The 16,100-nt window shown below is 38.6% G+C and carries 17 protein-coding genes and 1 riboswitch; of the genes, 4 read left to right on the top strand and 13 right to left on the bottom strand.

Going from position 1 to position 16,100, the window contains the following annotated elements:
* Positions 1 to 123 precede the first annotated feature (123 nt).
* From ABES52_RS14170 to ABES52_RS14160, 3 genes are all read right to left on the bottom strand, one after another.
* Positions 124 to 2,151, bottom strand: a complete 2,028-nt coding sequence (locus ABES52_RS14170; RefSeq protein WP_429651833.1) for a transglycosylase domain-containing protein — start codon at positions 2,149 to 2,151, stop codon at positions 124 to 126.
* A gap of 285 nt (positions 2,152 to 2,436) precedes the next feature.
* Entirely contained in the window at positions 2,437 to 2,826 is a 390-nt protein-coding gene (locus ABES52_RS14165) for a hypothetical protein (RefSeq protein ID WP_429651832.1), read from the bottom strand.
* A gap of 23 nt (positions 2,827 to 2,849) precedes the next feature.
* Entirely contained in the window at positions 2,850 to 3,314 is a 465-nt protein-coding gene (locus ABES52_RS14160) for a helix-turn-helix transcriptional regulator (RefSeq protein WP_429651831.1), read from the bottom strand.
* 268 nt (positions 3,315 to 3,582) lie between these two features.
* On the opposite strand from ABES52_RS14160, the gene ABES52_RS14155 reads away from it, so the two are divergent.
* The gene (locus tag ABES52_RS14155) at positions 3,583 to 4,698 is read left to right on the top strand and encodes a histidine kinase N-terminal domain-containing protein (protein WP_429651830.1); all 1,116 of its coding nucleotides are present in this window, start codon (positions 3,583 to 3,585) and stop codon (positions 4,696 to 4,698) included.
* A gap of 76 nt (positions 4,699 to 4,774) precedes the next feature.
* Here ABES52_RS14155 and ABES52_RS14150 read toward each other — a convergent pair whose 3' ends face one another.
* The 9 genes from ABES52_RS14150 to ABES52_RS14110 form a co-directional block, all read right to left on the bottom strand.
* Positions 4,775 to 4,933, bottom strand: a complete 159-nt coding sequence (locus ABES52_RS14150) for a twin-arginine translocase TatA/TatE family subunit (protein WP_429651829.1) — start codon at positions 4,931 to 4,933, stop codon at positions 4,775 to 4,777.
* A gap of 26 nt (positions 4,934 to 4,959) precedes the next feature.
* Entirely contained in the window at positions 4,960 to 6,192 is a 1,233-nt protein-coding gene (locus ABES52_RS14145; RefSeq protein WP_429651828.1) for a dicarboxylate/amino acid:cation symporter, read from the bottom strand.
* A 170-nt stretch (positions 6,193 to 6,362) separates the two neighbouring features.
* The gene (gene splB, locus ABES52_RS14140) at positions 6,363 to 7,391 is read right to left on the bottom strand and encodes a spore photoproduct lyase (protein WP_429651827.1); all 1,029 of its coding nucleotides are present in this window, start codon (positions 7,389 to 7,391) and stop codon (positions 6,363 to 6,365) included.
* A gap of 10 nt (positions 7,392 to 7,401) precedes the next feature.
* Positions 7,402 to 7,656 (bottom strand): transcriptional regulator SplA domain-containing protein, encoded by a 255-nt coding sequence (locus ABES52_RS14135; RefSeq protein WP_429651826.1) that lies wholly within the window; start codon positions 7,654 to 7,656, stop codon positions 7,402 to 7,404.
* A 115-nt stretch (positions 7,657 to 7,771) separates the two neighbouring features.
* Positions 7,772 to 8,557 carry a TatD family hydrolase gene (locus ABES52_RS14130; RefSeq protein ID WP_429651825.1) on the bottom strand — a complete coding sequence of 262 codons (786 nt, stop codon included), beginning with the start codon at positions 8,555 to 8,557 and terminating at the stop codon, positions 7,772 to 7,774.
* Positions 8,532 to 9,293, bottom strand: a complete 762-nt coding sequence (locus ABES52_RS14125) for an ABC transporter ATP-binding protein (protein ID WP_429651824.1) — start codon at positions 9,291 to 9,293, stop codon at positions 8,532 to 8,534. The genes ABES52_RS14130 and ABES52_RS14125 overlap by 26 nt, the downstream gene beginning before the upstream one ends.
* On the bottom strand, positions 9,286 to 10,047 hold the full coding sequence (locus ABES52_RS14120) for an ABC transporter permease (protein WP_429651850.1): 762 nt from the start codon (positions 10,045 to 10,047) through the stop codon (positions 9,286 to 9,288). Before ABES52_RS14120 ends, ABES52_RS14125 begins: the two co-directional genes overlap by 8 nt.
* Positions 10,047 to 10,337, bottom strand: a complete 291-nt coding sequence (locus ABES52_RS14115; RefSeq protein ID WP_429651823.1) for a thiamine-binding protein — start codon at positions 10,335 to 10,337, stop codon at positions 10,047 to 10,049. The genes ABES52_RS14120 and ABES52_RS14115 overlap by 1 nt, the downstream gene beginning before the upstream one ends.
* A gap of 15 nt (positions 10,338 to 10,352) precedes the next feature.
* The gene (locus ABES52_RS14110) at positions 10,353 to 11,348 is read right to left on the bottom strand and encodes an ABC transporter substrate-binding protein (protein WP_429651822.1); all 996 of its coding nucleotides are present in this window, start codon (positions 11,346 to 11,348) and stop codon (positions 10,353 to 10,355) included.
* A 105-nt stretch (positions 11,349 to 11,453) separates the two neighbouring features.
* Positions 11,454 to 11,563, bottom strand: a riboswitch (TPP riboswitch).
* A gap of 384 nt (positions 11,564 to 11,947) precedes the next feature.
* Between ABES52_RS14110 and ABES52_RS14105 the strand changes: the two genes are divergently transcribed.
* From ABES52_RS14105 to ABES52_RS14095, 3 genes are all read left to right on the top strand, one after another.
* Positions 11,948 to 12,751 (top strand): basic amino acid ABC transporter substrate-binding protein, encoded by an 804-nt coding sequence (locus ABES52_RS14105; protein WP_429651821.1) that lies wholly within the window; start codon positions 11,948 to 11,950, stop codon positions 12,749 to 12,751.
* Positions 12,752 to 12,813: 62 nt separating this feature from the next.
* A complete protein-coding gene (locus ABES52_RS14100; protein ID WP_429651820.1) occupies positions 12,814 to 13,470 on the top strand; it encodes an amino acid ABC transporter permease in 657 nt (218 codons plus the stop codon).
* Entirely contained in the window at positions 13,467 to 14,189 is a 723-nt protein-coding gene (locus tag ABES52_RS14095) for an amino acid ABC transporter ATP-binding protein (protein WP_429651819.1), read from the top strand. The genes ABES52_RS14100 and ABES52_RS14095 overlap by 4 nt, the downstream gene beginning before the upstream one ends.
* 430 nt (positions 14,190 to 14,619) lie before the next feature.
* Here ABES52_RS14095 and ABES52_RS14090 read toward each other — a convergent pair whose 3' ends face one another.
* Positions 14,620 to 16,038, bottom strand: a complete 1,419-nt coding sequence (locus ABES52_RS14090; RefSeq protein ID WP_429651818.1) for an alanine/glycine:cation symporter family protein — start codon at positions 16,036 to 16,038, stop codon at positions 14,620 to 14,622.
* Between the last annotated feature and the right edge of the window lie 62 nt (positions 16,039 to 16,100).

Here is a 16,100-nt window from a genome sequence, read left to right as displayed (position 1 = left end):
TGATGAACAGGATGAACTTAATTATTATTCTTATGGTTTATCGAAATGAAATTCAGACGCGATTCTAAAAAGAACAAAAAAGGGGGAAACTCGAATTCGAGTTCCCCATCGAATCGGCTTACTCTAATCATCATCGTCTCCAAAATACTTTTTCCACTTGTCCTTTTCTTTTTCGAATTTTTTCTTCCATTTCTTTTGTTGCTTTTCTATCCATTTCTCCCACTGATTTTTTTCTTTTTTCTCTTTTTGTAAATAAGTATTTACCGAGTGAACATCAAACGGATCATTCGGCGTATAGATGACCGTAGCTTCCATAATTTGATCAAATAATGGGACTACGGTTTCCGAACTTAATCCTTTTAGATAATGTTTTTCATCCGTTCGGTCGTAGCCTAACCAAACGGCCCCAACTAGATGAGGAGTATAGCCGACAAACCATTGGTCTTTCGTTCCATCTACCTCGGCAAATGGAACTTGAGTGGAACCAGACTTTCCAGCAATCGTATAACCATCCACATGAATCCCTTTACCTGTCCCAGTTTCTACCACATTTAAGAGCATTTTTGTCATTTCGTCAGCAATTTCTTTTTCTACGACTTGTGTGGCTTTTTCATTCCATTCTCCAACGATCGTACCATCTGGTGCAACAATTTTCGTAATGAAATGACTGTCATATCGTTTTCCACCATTCGCAAATACGGCATACGCTTCAGCTAAATCTTGCGGGGAAACCCCTCGATGTAATCCACCAAGCGCGATTCCTAAGTTTCGGTCTTCTTTGGAAATTTGAAAACCGAATGCTTCTGCATAGTCCAAACCTTGATCAATACCGATTTTATTTAATAACCAAACTGCTGGAATATTAATCGACTTTTCTACGGCAAGATACATGGGGACTTCCCCTTCGTATCTGCCATTGTAATTCGTAGGTGTATAGTCTCCAAAGGACATCGGTTCATCTTTTAACATACTCGTCACTTGATACCCTTCAACAAGTGCAGGCGTATAGACGACAATCGGCTTAAACGTGGAACCAGGCTGCGCTTTTAACTGTGTCGCTCGATGGTAGCCACGAAACACATGATCGCCCCGCCCTCCAACCGTCGCCAGTACGCCACCTGTATGCGGGTCTACTAAAATCGCTCCACTTTGGACGATTTGCTCATCCGTCCCCTGTGGGAAATTGGCATCATTTTCAAAGACGTTTTCTAACCCTTTTTGCATGTTTTGGTCCAGGGCCGTGTATATTTTATATCCTTTTGTTAATAACTCTTCTTGAGTTAAACCGTATTTATTAATCGCTTCATTAATGACTGCATCCACATAATATGGATAATTTCCTTTTAACGGGTCACCGCTGTTTTCTTTCAGAACAATTTCTTCACTAGTTGCTGTCTCATACTCTTCTTTTGTAATCATTTGGAGTTCATACATTGTTTTTAACACAACATTCCGGCGCTCGATGGCCTTTTCGAAATGTTTGAATGGGTTTAAAGCAGATGGCGCTTTAATGATTCCTGCTAACAACGCAGCTTCACTTAAAGTAACATCCTTCAAATCTTTACCGAAATAAATATACGCCGCATTTTGTATTCCCCAGGCTCCACTACCAAAATAGATGTGATTTAAGTACATTTCTAAAATTTCTTTTTTAGAGTAATGTTTTTCAATCTCACGGGCTAAAAACAATTCCTCTAGTTTTCTTTCAAATGTTTTTTCAGAGCTAAGGAACGCATTTTTCGTTAATTGTTGAGTGATCGTACTTCCACCTTGGACAATGTCCCTATGAACAATATTTGTCCAAAACGCTCGGACGATTCCTTTTATATCAATCCCATTATGTTCATAGAACCGTCGATCTTCAATTGCAATCACCGCATCTTGAACATAGGTTGGAATGTTCTCAATAGATACAGGTTCCACTTTATTTGCCGTAATTTTACTCGCCGGCTCTCCATTTCGGTCATAAATCACCGTAGCTTGGGCCAATCCTTTTTTCAAGGCATCCACATTCGCTGATTTCGCTTCTATATAAAAGAACAATAAAACGGACAAAATCGATGTTAATACAAGTAAAACAAAGATTTTATTTACGTAAGCATTCTTCCAAAATGTTCGTATATGCTGAATCCATTGTTTTACTAGCTTCATCGGATTCCCTTCCTTTTAGAAATATAAAATCAATTTTATAGTTAATAGACGAATGATACAAGATATTGTTTCATTTAGCCTATCAAATAGAAAAAAGTAATCGAATGATTCGATTACTTTTTTAATACGAATTTCGTTTTCTTGCAATTGATAGACCAATGTTTCATATACATGTAAACGATTTGTAACGTTTTTTCATCCATCTTTAATAGTTTTAAAGAGTCATAACAGGATGAATTAACTGAATCCATGTAATTAATAGTCATACTGTTTTTCAGAGGAAATTTAATACTTTTTTCCTCTTCCCCAAACTGAATGAACGACCATGATGTTTCGTTTTGCAAGCCAACTTTTTAACCAATTTGGTACATATAAAATAAGGAAGACGAGTAGGACATAAATGATGGTAAATGTGTTTGGAATGAGGATGAGACGTATCCATTGTTTGAATTGCAAACCTGAAAACACACTTATTCCAAGGGCACGTTCCATCGTTCCAATCGGAATAAGGCCACCTTTAATATAAAAAAAGATGGCTATATTTGATAAAACATAGACGAGAAAAAGGATGAATTTATTCGCCCAAGTCCACTGCTTGAAACAACACTTTAATAAAATAGAGAGCCCTACAAAACATAACGGATACAAGCCGAATAAAATACGTGTTGGCGTCAATCGTTCCCACACCCCTTTTTATCTTATTCCTTCCGTTCATCGAGAACGAGTTCATCCAATCGTTTAAAAGCTCCCTCTTTTGAAAAACTACTATAAATTCGATAGTTTTCATCATCTAAAATACGGTAATGTTGGCTGATGACGTTTTGCTGAAGAACATACCCATTCTTCCGTTCAATTTCTCGCCACCACACTTTACCACCAAGTGTTTTTTCCTTCCGATAATCAATTCCTTCACGGACGACGGTTTCAATTACTTCTAACGGATCGCCCCCCAACGTGTTTTGCACTATCGTGCTTTCTCTGAAGATTGCACAAACGGCAATGACGACTGTCCAACTTGCTTCAATACGACCTTTTTCAATTTGAACGAGTGTTTTTTTAGAGATTCCAATAATTTCAGCCATTTTATCTTGTGTATAGTTCGCTTCCGTACGTATAAGCTTTAACTTCTCTGAAATAAGTAAAATAATTTCATCCCTTGTCATATATCTCATCCTTCATTCATAGTATAGTGTAATTTTACACAATTTTCTTTTATTTTCCAATAATCTTGCTCATGACTGTGCCGAAAGGTGAGAAGGTTAGAGAAAATTTTAATAGTTAAAAAGGAAATTTAATAATTTTGTCGAATAAAAGTAACGGGTTGTACATATATTTAAAATTATAATCAGAGAAATCATTCATTTCTGAATTTTCGTGAGATGAATGGAAATTTATTCATATTTTTACTATAATAAAAATCGAGGTGAAAATATGGAAATTTCTCAAAAAAAAGAATGGGCCCATTCCATCAAGGACCATAAACAACAGTTACTGAACGTTTGGGAGAAAAAAATATCCTCTCAGAATAAAGAAAGTAAAAAAATAATTATAAAGTGTGGCGAACTTTTGTTTAATTCATTACCGTTTTTCTCCTCGATTGATGATAAACAAATTGATAAATACATTCACCAATTTGCCAAATCGGTTATTGATGAACGTCTATTTTCGAATTTAAATATTCAAGACTTCGTGTACAACGTCAATATTGGTCGAACTGTCATTATAGACGATATTTTTCAAACTATTGAAGAGAAAAAAAACTTACAACAGGCGATTCATTTAATTAACCGCTTGTTTGACCTTTTCTTATTCCATACCATTTCCTACTATACAACCTTAAGTTACGAAATCAATGAGTCGAATCTTAAATATCCAAGTTCAAATCATCAAGAGCGGTTGTCGATTTTAGGACAAATGACTTCAAGTTTTGTACACGAATTCCGAAACCCATTAACATCCATACAGGGGTTCATCCAATTATTACATGCAGAATATCCAACGCTACCTTATTTAAATATTATTCGTTCTGAATTAGAACAACTGAATTTCCGAATTACCCAATTTTTACTTCTCTCTAAGAAAGAGACATCGAATAAAGACAAAACGGAAATCTTAGTCGCTGACTTAATCGAAGAAGTGTTGAACTTCCTATATCCAAGCATTCTTGACGTAAATGTCCAAATTATTAAAAATATCGACCCACATCTTCGAATTTTTGGTTCTAAAGAAGAAATTCGCCAAGTGTTAATTAACATTATCTTTAATGCAATTGACGTCCTTCAAGATTATCGAGATGACCCGAAAATTTTCATTCTAGCCACAGAACTCGATAATAAAGTTATCATTCATACTCAAAATAATGGCCCAAAAATTCCTGATCATATCAAGGAAAACATATTTGAACCATTTGTCACAACGAAAAAAAGAGGAACAGGGCTTGGACTATACGTATGTAAACAAATTATCAACAATCATCAAGGTGAACTATTGTGTGAATCTAACGATGATTTAACGACGTTTACTATTAAGCTACCTCTTCATAAATAATAGCCATGACGCAAAAGCGCCATGGCTACTGTATACAACATCCGTGAAAAAAGCTTGCCTAATGTATAAGCAATCCTCATTTATTCTCTTCGTCATCCATCATCTCTTTCCAACCTTTTTTAAACTGATACATTGTTTTCCCTGCTGTTTTACCGATTTTCGGTAATTGATTTGGGCCGAAAATCAACAGTCCAACAAGAATGATAACAGCAATTTCACCTAGTCCAAGATTCATCTTGCTCCCTCGTTTCCACTATAAACCTATTCTCCTCGCTGTTCTTTAATCGTTCTTCTTTTTTCCGTTTCCGCCACAACGAGAGCACAAGCGGCATCTCCTGTAATGTTCACCGCCGTACGCGCCATATCCACCAGACGGTCAATACCTAACACTAAAGCAATTCCTTCTACCGGTAATTGGACACTCGTTAATACCATAGCAAGAAGAATTAATCCAACCCCAGGAACACCAGCGGTACCAATACTTGCTAATACAGCTGTTAATACGATCGTCACTAACTCGGAAAGTGATAAATCAACACCGTATACTTGAGCGATAAATACGGTAGCTACCCCTTGCATAATCGCGGTTCCGTCCATATTGATTGTAGCCCCTAACGGTTGGACGAAACTACTAATCGGCTCTGGTACTTTTAATTTTCGTTGCGCCGTTTCCATAGAAATCGGTAAAGTGGCACTACTGCTTGATGTACTTAAAGCAACGCTCATGGCTGGAGCAAACGTTTTAAAGAACCAGAGAGGACTTTTTTTAGCAATGAAGAAAATACTTGAACCGTACGTAATGAACGCGTGCAAAACTAAGGAAATTAATACAACGAGTAAATAGAGCCCCATCGCTTGAATGGCATCCCATCCTTGACTTCCAATAGCAGACGCAATTAATCCAAACGCTCCATATGGCGCAAGCTTCATGATGAATGACACTAAATACATCATGATGTCATTACCTTCTTCTACAAATTTTCGGAACGTGTTAGCTTTCTCACCTAAAACCGTAATCGCCATCCCTATAAAAATCGCCAACAAAATAATTTGTAGCATGTTTCCTTCAGCGAGCGCTTGAATTGGATTCGTCGGAATCATATTTAGGAATGTTTCTGAGATAGGTGGAGCTTCTTTTGCTTCAAATTCAACATCCGTTGTTTCAAATTCACCGGCAAGACCAGGTTTGATAAGCAGGGCCATAGAAAGTCCGATGACAATGGCAATCATCGTGGTAACTAAAAAATATCCAATCGTTTTTACGCCAATTCTCCCTAATTTTTTCGGATCTCCTAAACTACTTGTACCTAAAATGATGGAAAATAACACAATTGGAACAACAAGCATTTTAATTAAATTTAAGAACAGCTTTCCAAGAGGTTGAAAAAGATATGTATCAAACGTTGGAAAAAGATTCGGCGCAAACGTATTAATCATTCCGCCGGCGATAATCCCCAAAAATATACCAATAAAGATCTTCGTCGTTAGTTTCATTGATATCCTCCCACCTTTCTCTTTTCTATTAATCTTAAAAGAAACTGATGACGAATTGCAATGTGATTTTAGACATCTTCTTAAATAAAAGCAGAAATAATAATTCATTTCAATAAATGTAAAGAACAAACCTCTTATCTCCAAAAAAATCTCCCCTTTTTTTGGAGAGATTAAGTAAAATATTCAATGGTTGCTTGTGGAAACAATCGCTCGATGTACGAGGACAAGGTGGTTTTAATTTCTTCTTCTTCCTTTTGTTGATACACGTATTTCCCGATTCCGTAGCGTCCCCACTTGTATCGACGTTTCGTTTCTTCTAGTTCCAGCTTCGTCATTGGATAATTTTTTTGAATCACCCGTTTCGCTGGTTTCGTAAATCGATGTTGAATTAATTCAAACGTTAACCCTTTTTTGGCATGCATTGGTAGTTCCCCCTCAAGTTGTTCAAACAGTTTCCGATACCCTTCTTTCCACCCTTCATGCAAATAGATCGGGGCGACGATAAACCCTAACGGATAGTCTGCATCCGCTACTTTTCGAGCCGCTTCGATACGTTTCGGTAGCGGAGATGTACCTGGTTCAAAATTTTTAATCACATAATCAGCGTTGACGCTAAAACGGAATCGCGTGTTCCCTTGATGGTTCGCATCTAATAAATGATCGACATGGTGAAATTTTGTAACAAATCGCAACTTGCCATACTCGGATTGACCAAAATATTCAATCGCTTGTTTTAATGAATGAGTCAAATGGTCAATTCCGACAATATCAGACGTACAAGACGCTTCAAATCGAGTAATTTTCGGGGCTCTCTCTTGTATGTATTTTTCCGCTTGTTCTAATATTTCATCGACATTCACATATGTTCGAATATACGGTTTACTTCCCATCGTTGTTTGTAAATAACAGTAGTGACAATGTCCCATACAGCCGGTTGCCAACGGAATCGCATATTCTGCTGACGGCTTCGAAGAATCAAATGTTAACGTCTTTCGAATGCCTACAACGAGCGTCGATTTAGCGACACGGTACTTTTGGAAGTCATTTTCACCTGGTAAATTACGCACTTGATTGTGCGAGGTCGTATAACGAATTTCTACTCCTAATTTTTCGAATTTTTCTTTGAGCCTTTTCCCCAATGGATAATCTAACGCTTTTGGTTCAAAATACACGAGCTGTGGCATGAATGGCTTAATCATTAACTCACCTCTAATCAATTCCAAAATAGTAATGGTATGCCTGTTCCGCTTCCTCTTCGGTACGGAATATCGCAATATCATCGGTAATTGGGTAATACGTATCGTATAAAAACAAAGCGAGCTTATCAGGTGCTTCCGGATTGGCCACCACAGCCGCCGGTTGAATATTTCCCACATTAGGAGTATGTGGGTTTCGATACACTACATAAACGATATCCCCAGCTTGGTAATTCGAAGTTTCATAACTATTCCAATTCAATTTCATCAATCCTTCTCTTTTTTTTCAGTTTTTCTCGAATCGACCAAAATTATGAATGGGAACAAAAAAACTCCTATCCTTAACAGATAGGAGTGGAAAAATTATTAGGAATTACCGTTTTCTATATGTGAAAAAAAGCTTTCGTGTTATGATACAACTGTTTATACACATCTTCAAGAGGTATTCGCTTGATTTGACTGATGATGTTCACCGATTCTCTTATCATCCGTGGGTGGGTCATTTTCCCCTGGAACGGTCCTTCAAATGGCCATGGGCCGTCCGTTTCCACCATAAGAAGGTTCATTGGATATATCGATACAAGTTGTTGGATTTCTTCTTCGTACACGATATCAGGAGTAACCGACATGTAATAACCGTTTTGCTTTAACCGTTCGACGGTCAGCGGGTCCCCTTTAAACCAATGAAAATGAGCTTTTGTAATGGAATGGGCTTCTAACAAATCGCAAACGAGTGGTGCGTCTTCATACACCGCATGTAAACAAATCGGGAGGTCCCATGTTTTGGCGACCTTGATCCACTCGGTTAATACCTCCACATACGGCTCTAACGGAATGGACGGATGTTTTCGACGTAAATAATATGGTAACCCGACTTCACCAATCGCAACCATTTGAGAAGAATGTTGATTTACCCAATCGATAAACGACTGTAGCTCTGCTTCGTGGATGAATGGCTGCTCTGGATGCCAGCCAAATGCTGGATAAACAATGGACGGAAACGATTGGTGAAGGTCTAGAACACGCTTGGCTGAATCTTGGTGAAACGAAACGGCAATCAGCGCTTCAATCCCTTCACTTGGAGCGGTTTGAAGCAGTGCTTTTTGCTTCTCCACTTCATATAGATCAAGATGGATGTGCGCATCAATAAGAAGTTTCAACAGAATCACCCGTCTTTAATTCCGTACGTAATTGTTCGTACACTTCTTTTTTCACTTCCATAAACGGTTCGGTTAACATTAATTCTTGCTCCCGCGGTTGCGGAAACGGTACGTGTATTTCTTTTTTCACCGTCGCCGGGCGATTCGTAAAAATATACAACCGATCTGATAATAAGATCGCTTCATCGATGTTATGGGTAATTAATAAAATCGTCCGTTGATGTTCTTTTAAAATCTCTCGCAGCCACATTTGCATCTCATAACGCGTAAATTCATCCAATGCCGAAAAAGGTTCGTCCAAGCAAATAAACGGATGTGGACTTAAAAGCGCACGGATAAACGCTACTCGCTGTTTCATACCTCCTGATAGTTGGTGAGGATAGTTATGGATGACATCTCCTAAGCCAGCTTTTTCTAACATTTGTTGGGCTATCTTTCGGTTCGGCCTTCCGATAATTTCTTGTGCTAACATAACGTTTTGGAGCACGGTCCGCCAAGGGAATAATGAAGGTTGCTGTGGCATATAACTCACTTTTCCGCTTTTTCCGTTCACGACTTCTCCTTGAAGCCGAATCGTGCCTTGGTCTGGGGTATACAGTCCTCCGATTAAATGCAATAACGTGCTTTTTCCGCTTCCCGATGGCCCGAGGATCGAGACAAATTCTCCTTCGTTTACTTCTAAATGAAGGTTTTCAAGAACCAATTTATTGCCAAACGATTTAGAAACGCCTTCCACTTTAAGCATCCTCATCCTCCTTCCACCTCACAACGAGCTTCTCCAATAACACAATGCTCCAGAAAAAAAGTAAACTAAACAGCATAATAGCCATAATCGCCACAAAAACCCGATCAGTTCGGAAAGAGGAAGAAGCTAACGTCATAAATACTCCGATTCCTGCTTTAGCCCCTAACCATTCGGAAATAACAGCACCCATCACACTATAGGTCGCTGAAATTTTTAACCCTGAAAAAATCGAAGGAAGCGCATATGGAAATTCCAGCTTCCAAAACGTTTGCCACTTCGAAGCTCCGGCCATCGCCATAAAATGTCGCAGTTCCGGTGCTGTTTGTTGAAACCCATCAAGCGTGGCAACCGCAACTGGAAAAAAACAAACGAGAGTAATGACAATCAATTTCGGGAGTATTCCAAAGCCAAACCAGATGACAAGCAGTGGAGCAAGCACAATGATTGGAACGTTTTGGGACAATATAAGTAATGGATACACCGCTTCACGAACACCCGGAAGTAAATGTAAAATAATTGCGATCATAAGTCCGAACGTAATCCCAAGAAGAAAGCCCGTAAATGTTAATTGCAACGTTGACAGTAAGTGTTCACTAAAAGTACTTTTCACTTCCATAGCTGCATTTACAATACGTGACGGTGTTGGCAGTAACCAAGCGGGTATGTTCCCCCATCTTCCGACCGCTTCCCAAATCGCAAAGAAAAGGATGAGGACCCCTATCGGTCTCCATCCCTTTTTCCATCCTTGACTCATCATCGGTATTTCTCCGTTAACTCAGCCATTGTAATACCGCTTGGTTGATACAAAATTTTCACTTGGGAAATTACGTTTGTGCTGCCTAGCTCCATCATTCGTTTATTCATTAATGAAATGATGTGTAACAGTTCATCCAATTCCCCTTCCATCGTTGTTTCAAGAGGATGAACTTCATACTTAACACCTGATTGGGCAATCACGTCAATGGCTGCATCAACATAAGGAATGACATCTTCCCCTTGTTTTGTTTTCGGCAATATTTGGACACTGACTAGCGCTTCAGCCATTTGGATTCCCTCCTTTTATTCTTCAGGTAAGAACTCATTTGTAAAAGCCTTGTCTACATCTAACTCTTTTTCAAGTAACCCGTGCTCATACATCCAATCAGAGTAATTTTTCCAAACTTCTGCTTTTTGTTCACCCCATCGTGGTGCATCGTCTTGGTACTTGTCTGCTAACCATTGTTGACTTTTCTTTACTAATTGTTCATCTAAATCAGGTACTTCCGCTAATAAGATGTCTGCCGCTTCTTCTGGGTGCTCAATCGCAAATTGATATCCTTTAGAAACAGCTTTCACAAATGCTTTTACCACATCCGGCTGCTCTTTAATCATTTGTTCACTTGTCGCTAAAACCGGTGTGTAATAATCGAGCTTCTCCGAGTAATCCGTTAAGTAAACCATGTTAATCGGTTCATTTCGAAGCTTTGCCTCAATTCCTGTCCAACCATAGTAAATCCACGCAAAGTCAATATCACGTTTGACAGCGGTAAAGAAATCAGAGTCTCCGATATTGACAAAGTTCACTTTACTTACATCCGCATTTTCTTCTTCCATTAACGAAGTAATGACCGCTTCTTCGATTGGAGAGCCCCAACCACCATATGTTTTTCCTTCAAAATCTTTCGGAGAAGTAATATTTTTTTCTACCGGAGAAGCAAAACCGGATGTATTATGTTGAATAATAGCAGCAATCGATACAAGCGGTACATCTTGAATTCGTGCTTGGGTAATGCTTTCTTGATAACTAATACCGAATTCGGCTTGTCCTGAAGCAACAAGCTGATCCGCCCCTGCTTCACCTGGAAGTAGAATTTCTACATCTAATCCTTCTTCTTCAAAATAGCCTTTTTCTTTTGCTACATATAATCCGGTATGATTCGTGTTAGGTGTCCAATCAAGAACTACCGAAACTTCTTTTAACTCTTGTGCGTTTTCATCTACAGGTTGAGTGTCTTCGCCCCCATTACAGCCTACCAATCCTACTGTAGCAAGTACAGCCATTAACCATTTTTTCATTGTTTTAATCTCCTTTCAGTCTGCTTTCACACGTTGTTAGCTAAAAATGGTAAAAATAAAATCGCCACCGGTTGAACCGAGTGGCGCATATTTCAAACAAGTTTATTCGTTTGAGAATATGTTCCCTCCGCTGGTATCAACCAGATCAGGTTCAAAGGGTCAGCATCTTACGGATGCAATCTCAGCCAGCAACACTGGCTCCCCTACTATTCTCTCCATATTCGGTTTTGTCAATCGCGATTATATCATATATTTTGTTCTTCAGAAACGACAATTTTACAAAAATGATTGGATTTAAATATTGCATATTTTTTTAATCCCTTTCTTCTATTTTCACCTCCATTGTGAGATTGTTATTTTACTATTTTCACAAATACCACCTGAGCCGCACAACTGTATATATTTCGTATACAAAAATACTTTTAATTCCACTAGTGAAAATATAAGTATGTGATTTTCCTATATATGGTTATTGTTCTAAATTTTTTGAAACTTATTTTTATAAATTATATTGTATATAATTTGTTTTCTTGTTATGATTAATAACGTATTCAGATTATAGTAATTATTCAGATATGTTCAAAGGGGGATTATTTTAAATGAAAAAAGGGGTTTTACTTGGAATCATTATGATGATGGTGTTTGCATTAATTGGATGCGGACAAGCTTCTAGTGATCAAGCCTCAGGCGGTGACGTACAAAAGGTCGTTGTTGCAACCGATGCAGCATTTGCACCGTTTGAATATATGGAGAAAGGGGAAATTGTCGGATTTGACATCGATTTCCTTGATGCGGTTATGGCAGAAGCTGGTTTAGAGTACGATTTGAAAAATATCGGTTGGGATCCACTCTTTGCTGCGGTTCAAGGAAAAGAAGTCGATATGGCGATTTCCGGTATTACAATTAACGACAAACGAAAACAAACGTATGATTTCTCAGTTCCGTATTTCCAATCTACACATATGATTCTAGTGCCTGAAGGAAGCGATATTAAAAACGCGAATGACCTTATCGGTAAAAAAGTTGGTGTACAAAACGGGACAACTGGACAAGCAGCCGTTGAAAAATTATTAGGAGAAGAAAATGAAAACATTAAGAAATTCGAAAACAACGTCGTCGCGATTATGGAATTGTTAAACGGTGGCGTCGATGCCGTTGTAACAGACAATACAGTGGTGAACGAATACTTAAAGAACAACCCTGATAAAAACTTAGTCGGTATTGAAGATCCAACTAATTTCGAGTCCGAGTTTTACGGCTTAATGTTCCCGAAAGGCAGCGAGCTGAAAGAAAAACTTGATGCTGGTATTAAAACGGTTATTGAAAACGGAACATATGCTGAAATTTATAAAGAGTGGTTCGGTAGTGAACCAAACGTAGACGTCTTACTTGAACAACAATAAGGAGTAGGAAAAATAGCGTAACTCGTTGTTAGTTACGCTATTTTTCTAGAAAGGTGAGGATTATGGATTTTCGTTGGGACATTGTGCAAGAATACGCTCCCTTCTTTTTTAAAGGAGTATTATTAACGATTGGACTTTCCATTGCAGCGATTTTGATTGGTTCCATTTTAGGGCTAGTAATTGGACTTGGAAAAATGTCTTCCTATAAAATTATTCGTTTTCCGTTTGAATGGTATATTAATATTTTTCGAGGCACCCCGTTGTTTGTTCAAATTTTACTTATCCATTTCGGGGTTTTACCGTTGCTTATGGAAAATCCAAAACCGATTTTATCGGCCATAGTATCGTTGTCATTAAATGCTGCGGCGTATATTGCGGAGATTTTTCGCGCAGGGATTCAGTCAATTGACCGTGGCCAAACGGAAGCGGCCCGCTCTCTTGGAATGACGAAAGTTCAAGCCATGATTTATATTATTTTACCGCAAGCACTGAAGCGGATGATTCCACCGTTTGGTAACGAATTTATTGTTTTAATTAAAGATTCTTCCCTAGTTTCGATTATTGCTGCCCCGGAATTAATGTATTGGGGTCGTGCCGCCCAAGGGCAATATTATCGCGTATGGGAACCTTATTTAACAGTGGCGATTATTTATCTTATTCTTACTTTATCCTTAAGTAAATTGCTACATTATGTAGAAAGAAGGTATTCAAACCAATGATACAAGTATCGAACCTAGTAAAATCGTTTGGTGACCTGGAAGTGTTAAAAGGCATCAACGCTCATATAAAAGAAAAAGAAGTCGTCGTTGTAATCGGGCCATCTGGTTCCGGTAAATCGACATTTCTGCGTTGCTTAAATCTTTTAGAAGACTTCCAAGATGGAGATATCGTCATAGACGGTTTTCATTTAAAAGATAAAAATACAAACATCAATAAAGTGCGCGAAGAAGTCGGCATGGTCTTTCAGCGGTTTAACCTTTTCCCGCACATGACCGTTTTAGATAATATCACCTTGGCACCTATGAAAGTTCGAAAATGGTCGAAAGAAAAAGCGAAAGAAAAAGCATTACAACTGCTTAAAAAAGTAGGATTAGAAGAAAAAGCTTACGTCTATCCAGATTCTTTATCAGGTGGACAAGCGCAACGTGTTGCCATCGCTCGAGCATTAGCGATGGAACCGAAAGTCATGCTGTTTGACGAACCAACGTCCGCTTTAGATCCAGAAATGGTCGGAGAAGTGTTGGCCGTCATGAAACAGCTCGCCCAAGAAGGGATGACCATGGTTGTCGTCACCCACGAAATGGGATTTGCTCGCGAAGTAGGCGACCGGGTTATTTTCATGGACGGTGGATACATCATTGAAGAAGGGACCCCAGCTGAGCTGTTTGACAACCCACAACACGAACGGACCAAGGCGTTTTTATCGAAAGTATTATAATATAAAAAAAGCAGGGAATCCCCTGTTTTTTTTTTTCATTTTCGATGGTATTATGTCTAAATTTGCAAGCAAAAGATGATTAGAAATAATGAATGCATTCGTTTTTGAATAAATGATTGAAATTACCATCTCGTAGAGCAAAAAATGTGCCATCTTAAACTTGCTGTACATCATATTTACGCCAAAATCTATAATTTATACACCGACACTTTTTTGCACCGAATTGAGACTTTTATGTACGGATCTGAAAATATTTTGCACCTTGATGTTGGTTTATGTATCTATAGAGTCTTTTTTGCACCTCAAAAGGCGGTTATACACGATAATGTGTATATTTTCACTAATTCAACAGAAAGCACTGATGACAAAAACCTTACCAGTTTTAATAAAAAAGGGTGGGACTCCCCCACCCTTTTTAGTCAATCTAAGATTACACTGCTTCTTTATATTTTTCATCTCTTGTCGGCCAAGCTTCCACGCCTTTTAGGCCTTCGATGTCGTCCGCATAGAATATAGGATCTTTTCCTTGCTTCCGTTGTTCCATATAGTTATGCAATGCTTTGAACGCAAATTTACCAAGTATGCCGATCGCAACTAAGTTCGTTAAGGCCATTAACGCCATCGCTAAGTCAGCTAAGTCCCAAACGATTTGTAAGCTTGCGACAGATCCGAAAATAATCATACCTAAGGCAATCACCCGATAGATGAATAGTGCCGTCTTAGAAGAATGAATGAACTCTATGTTTGCTTCACCGTAGTAGTAGCTACCGATAATAGAGCTAAAGGCAAACATTAAGATCGCTAACGCTAGGAATAAGCTAGCCCAAGAACCGAAATGCTCGGCCATGGATGCTTGTGTTAATTCAATACCTTGAATTCCATCTTTATAAGCACCGGATAGTAAAATAATGAATGCCGTTGCAGAACATACAAGCAACGTATCAAAAAATACCCCTAACGCTTGGATAAATCCTTGTTTGACTGGGTGAGAAACGTTTGCCGTTGCAGCAGCTACTGGCGCAGAACCCATCCCAGCTTCGTTAGAAAATAAGCCACGTTTGACTCCCATCATGATCGCTGCACCAAATCCACCGCCAATGACTTGCTCTAAACCAAAGGCACTCTTCACGATTAAAGCAATGACCGCTGGAAGCTCAGTAATGTTCATCACAGTAACGATTAATGCTAATGCGATATAGAAAGTCGCCATAATTGGTACGATAATGGATGAGAAATGCGCGATACGCTTCACTCCACCAAAGATAATTACACCAGTTAACACGGTTAACACAATACCTACAACTAATTCATTAAGACCAAAAGAGTTATTTAATGCACTTGCAATGGTATTACTTTGTACCGCGTTAAACGTTGTCCCGAAAGATAAAATAATGGTTACCGCAAAAATGGTACTTAACCAGCGCTTTCCTAATAGCTTTTCCATGTAATAACCAGGTCCACCTTTGAACCCGTCTTTATCTTTCACTTTAAATATTTGCGCAAGCGTACTTTCAACAAACGCACTGGCTCCACCTAAGACTGCAACAATCCACATCCAGAAAACCGCCCCAGGTCCACCTAAGGCAATCGCCATCGCTACCCCTGCAAGGTTACCTGTACCGATACGTGTAGCGGCACCGATAAAGAACGCTTGTAAAGATGAAATGCCCCCTTTTTCACGTGGTGATTTTTTCTCACATATAACACGAAACATTTCAACTAAATGGCGAATTTGGACGAAACCAGATTTAACAGTGAAATAGAATCCAAGTCCTAAAAGTAAGCCGATGAGGATATACCCCCATAAAAGTGAGTTTGCTTGACCGATTAAGTTTTGAATAAACTCCACTATTGTACACCCCTTATTTACAATTGTCTTTACACGTCTAATTATTTATAAATTTCAGAATA

Origin of the sequence: Aeribacillus pallidus, from assembly GCF_050478865.1 — a bacterium.
Taxonomy (GTDB): Bacteria; Bacillota; Bacilli; order Bacillales; family JACDOC01; genus JACDOC01.
This window is presented reverse-complemented; position numbering and strand designations above follow the sequence as displayed.

Coding starts and splice junctions, on each gene's coding strand:
- ABES52_RS14170 (WP_429651833.1), bottom strand. CDS start 2,151: ATGAAGCTAGTAAAACAATGGATTCAGCATATACGAACATTTTGGAAG.
- ABES52_RS14160 (WP_429651831.1), bottom strand. CDS start 3,314: ATGACAAGGGATGAAATTATTTTACTTATTTCAGAGAAGTTAAAGCTT.
- ABES52_RS14155 (WP_429651830.1), top strand. CDS start 3,583: ATGGAAATTTCTCAAAAAAAAGAATGGGCCCATTCCATCAAGGACCAT.
- ABES52_RS14150 (WP_429651829.1), bottom strand. CDS start 4,933: ATGAATCTTGGACTAGGTGAAATTGCTGTTATCATTCTTGTTGGACTG.
- ABES52_RS14145 (WP_429651828.1), bottom strand. CDS start 6,192: ATGAAACTAACGACGAAGATCTTTATTGGTATATTTTTGGGGATTATC.
- splB (WP_429651827.1), bottom strand. CDS start 7,391: ATGATTAAGCCATTCATGCCACAGCTCGTGTATTTTGAACCAAAAGCG.
- ABES52_RS14135 (WP_429651826.1), bottom strand. CDS start 7,656: ATGAAATTGAATTGGAATAGTTATGAAACTTCGAATTACCAAGCTGGG.
- ABES52_RS14125 (WP_429651824.1), bottom strand. CDS start 9,293: ATGCTTAAAGTGGAAGGCGTTTCTAAATCGTTTGGCAATAAATTGGTT.
- ABES52_RS14120 (WP_429651850.1), bottom strand. CDS start 10,047: ATGAGTCAAGGATGGAAAAAGGGATGGAGACCGATAGGGGTCCTCATC.
- ABES52_RS14115 (WP_429651823.1), bottom strand. CDS start 10,337: ATGGCTGAAGCGCTAGTCAGTGTCCAAATATTGCCGAAAACAAAACAA.
- ABES52_RS14110 (WP_429651822.1), bottom strand. CDS start 11,348: ATGAAAAAATGGTTAATGGCTGTACTTGCTACAGTAGGATTGGTAGGC.
- ABES52_RS14105 (WP_429651821.1), top strand. CDS start 11,948: ATGAAAAAAGGGGTTTTACTTGGAATCATTATGATGATGGTGTTTGCA.
- ABES52_RS14100 (WP_429651820.1), top strand. CDS start 12,814: ATGGATTTTCGTTGGGACATTGTGCAAGAATACGCTCCCTTCTTTTTT.
- ABES52_RS14095 (WP_429651819.1), top strand. CDS start 13,467: ATGATACAAGTATCGAACCTAGTAAAATCGTTTGGTGACCTGGAAGTG.